This window comes from Oleiphilus sp. HI0123 (assembly GCF_001635315.1).
In genome coordinates this window covers 1-2914 of sequence record NZ_LWGE01001615.1, presented here as the reverse complement: position 1 = coordinate 2914, position 2914 = coordinate 1, and the positions used below count along the sequence as shown (strand labels likewise).

Genomic DNA, 2914 nt, shown 5'->3' with positions numbered 1-2914 from the left:
GCCTGATAGATGGATCTGCATCCACTAGAATTTCATCAAAGTTTACTTTCTTTTTTTGAAGAAGCGCTTTAGCACGAAAGCAAAACGGGCAGAATTTTGAAGAATACATTACGACCATTTTATTGACTCTTAGCTATTGTGTTTATTTACGAACCAGAGGCATATTGCTATTTTTCCACTCAGCAATACCACCACTCATACGGCAGACATTCTCAAAACCTTCTGCCTGCAAAGTCTTACCCGCCATTCCAGAGTGCTGACCCATTTTATCTACCAGGATAATTTGCTTATCCTTATATTTTTCCAGCTCAGTCGATCGCTCTTTCAAGTTTGCAAAAGGAATATGCAAGGCACCTGTAATTTTACCTTCAGAGAAGTCTTTCTTGTCACGTAAGTCAACGATCACAGCCTGATCTTTATTTAGTAAAAGCGTCGCCTCTTGAGGACTAACGACTCTTCCAGAACGCGATCTCTCGGTAAACCATAGTGCAGCCAACAACGCGACAAACAAACCTGAAAGCTCAATATGATTACCAATAAATTCAAATAAACGATCCATTACTCAGTCCACAACAGTAAAACCGGCTAAATTGCCAGATAAAGTAGAAGCTCTGCCCTGAGTAGCGCCAGTAAATCTTGTTTCACTCGCTCTACTCCATAGCCTCACGCAAAAGGAGTCGCATTATACACACGCCCCTCCTGGCACCTCAATAGCTAGAACCTAATGCAGCGAGAACAACTAAACAACGACACACTAATTAATTCTGACACTCTAGGTCGCCAACCGTCCAAAATAACGGTAAAATCCGCGTCACTATTGGAACCTTGTATGAGAGTAATTTCACGAGGTTCACTGCGCGCCGTTTAAAACTTTACATTAGGTAGTACGTTAATATGGGTAAACAGACCACCGCACTAATCATTCTCGATGGCTGGGGCCACCGTGAAGAAACCGATGCAAATGCTATTCGTCAAGCCAGCACACCTTTTTGGGATAAAATTTGGCAAGAGCGTCCTCATAGCCTGATTCAAACCTCTGGCATGGCCGTGGGCCTACCTGATGGGCAAATGGGAAATTCTGAAGTGGGTCATATGAACCTCGGTGCCGGAAGAATCGTCTACCAAAACTACACCCGTATCACCAAGGATATTGACGAAGGAACATTCGAAAATAACGAAGCCATCTGCAAAGCTATAAACAGCGCAGTAGAAAGCGGCAAAGCAATCCATCTTATGGGGTTAATGTCTCCGGGTGGTGTTCACAGTCATATCGACCACATCCAGGCAGCCATTAAAGTAGCGGCAACAAAAGGCGCCAAAGAAGTTTACGTTCACGCATTCCTCGATGGCCGAGATACACCTCCGCGCAGTGCACAGCCCTCTCTAGAAGCTGTGGAAAAGCAACTTTCTGATCTAGGTATTGGTAGAATCGCTAGCATGGTCGGCCGTTACTACGCGATGGATAGAGATAATCGCTGGGATCGTGTAAAACTAGCTTATGACCTTTTAACTGAAGGACAGTCTGATTATCGTTACGAAACGCCTACTCAAGCACTTGAAGCGGCATATCAGCGTGACGAAAACGACGAGTTTGTTTCAGCCACAGCCATTGGAGATGCGAACTCTGGCCAGATCAATGACGGCGATGCGGTTATCTTTATGAACTTCCGAGCAGACAGAGCACGCGAATTAACCCGAAGCTTTGTTGATACAAATTTCGAAGGTTTTGAGAAATCCAAGGCACCTAAGCTTGCCGACTTTGTCATGCTAACGGAATATTCTGCAGACATTGCAACTAGCTGTGCCTACCCTCCAATGGACCTACCCAATTGCTTGGGTGAATACATGGAGACGCTGGATAAAACCCAACTTCGAATTGCTGAAACCGAAAAATATGCCCACGTCACCTTTTTCTTCAGTGGTGGCCGGGAAGCATTATTTAAAGGCGAAACTCGCGAACTCATCCCTTCTCCAGATGTAGCAACCTACGACCTAAAACCTGAAATGAGCGCTCCTGAAGTTACTGACAAGCTGGTCGAAGCGATTAAGAGTCAAGAATATGATTTGATTGTCTGCAACTTTGCTAACGGCGATATGGTTGGCCACACAGGAAAACTCGAAGCCGCTGTCAAAGCAGCAGAATGCCTCGATAGCTGCCTGGAACGTGTGGCAACCGCACTTGAAGAAAGTAAGGCCCAATGTTTGATTACCGCAGACCATGGTAACGCAGAGCAAATGCTTGATCCCAATTCAGGACAGGCACACACCGCTCACACCACATTGCCCGTACCACTGATATATTTAGGTGATAAAGACATTTCACTCAAAGACGGTGGTAAATTAAGCGATATCGCACCCTCCTTGCTCGATTTGATGTCTATCGATATCCCTTCAGAAATGACGGGAATGTCACTAATCGGAAAATAGTCTGCAATAGCCTCAGTGTATAATAATCAATCCTTTAAGAAGAGCACTAGAGTATTCTTATGCTCTTCGTGGATTGTAGGAACCCTCTAATGTCTTGGTCGATTAACTTAATATGCATGCTAGTATTAATTATCAACATGCTCTCAAGGCTCCTCACTAATCGATGAAATACCTTCTGCTTACATTCTGTTTGTTAGCTTCACTCGTAGCAAACCCAAGTCTTGCAGAAGTTTCTCAAGAACACTCTGAGCGTGAACTCGCTCAACTTAAATCCAGCATCACCAAAATCAATCGCTGGCTGAATCGCGCTAATACTGAAAAAACCGGGCTTTCAAAAGCACTGGAGAAGCAAGAAAAAGCTATCAGCAAGCTAAGCAAGTCAATTCGTACCAGCAAAGCAAATATAACGAAGCAAACCAAAGAGCTTAAAAAGCTGGAAAAAGACCACTCTCAACAAACAAAGGCGCTAAAAAAACAGCAGTCGTTC

General features: G+C 44.3%; 4 protein-coding genes. 2 read left to right on the top strand and 2 right to left on the bottom strand.

The genetic code is table 11. The features are described from left to right. Positions 1 to 109 (bottom strand): glutaredoxin domain-containing protein (locus A3761_RS29090; RefSeq protein WP_369808251.1); only part of this gene is annotated, 109 nt, incomplete at its 3' end. 33 nt (positions 110 to 142) lie between these two features. Beyond that, the gene (locus A3761_RS21690) at positions 143 to 559 is read right to left on the bottom strand and encodes a rhodanese-like domain-containing protein (RefSeq protein ID WP_068750861.1); all 417 of its coding nucleotides are present in this window, start codon (positions 557 to 559) and stop codon (positions 143 to 145) included. A gap of 335 nt (positions 560 to 894) precedes the next feature. On the opposite strand from A3761_RS21690, the gene gpmI reads away from it, so the two are divergent. Both gpmI and A3761_RS21680 read left to right on the top strand, forming a co-directional pair. After that, positions 895 to 2427: a 2,3-bisphosphoglycerate-independent phosphoglycerate mutase gene (gene gpmI / locus A3761_RS21685; protein ID WP_068553192.1), complete on the top strand. Its 1533-nt coding sequence runs from the start codon at positions 895 to 897 to the stop codon at positions 2425 to 2427. A gap of 163 nt (positions 2428 to 2590) precedes the next feature. After that, on the top strand, positions 2591 to 2914 hold a 324-nt coding region (locus A3761_RS21680; protein WP_156492026.1), incomplete at its 3' end, for a hypothetical protein.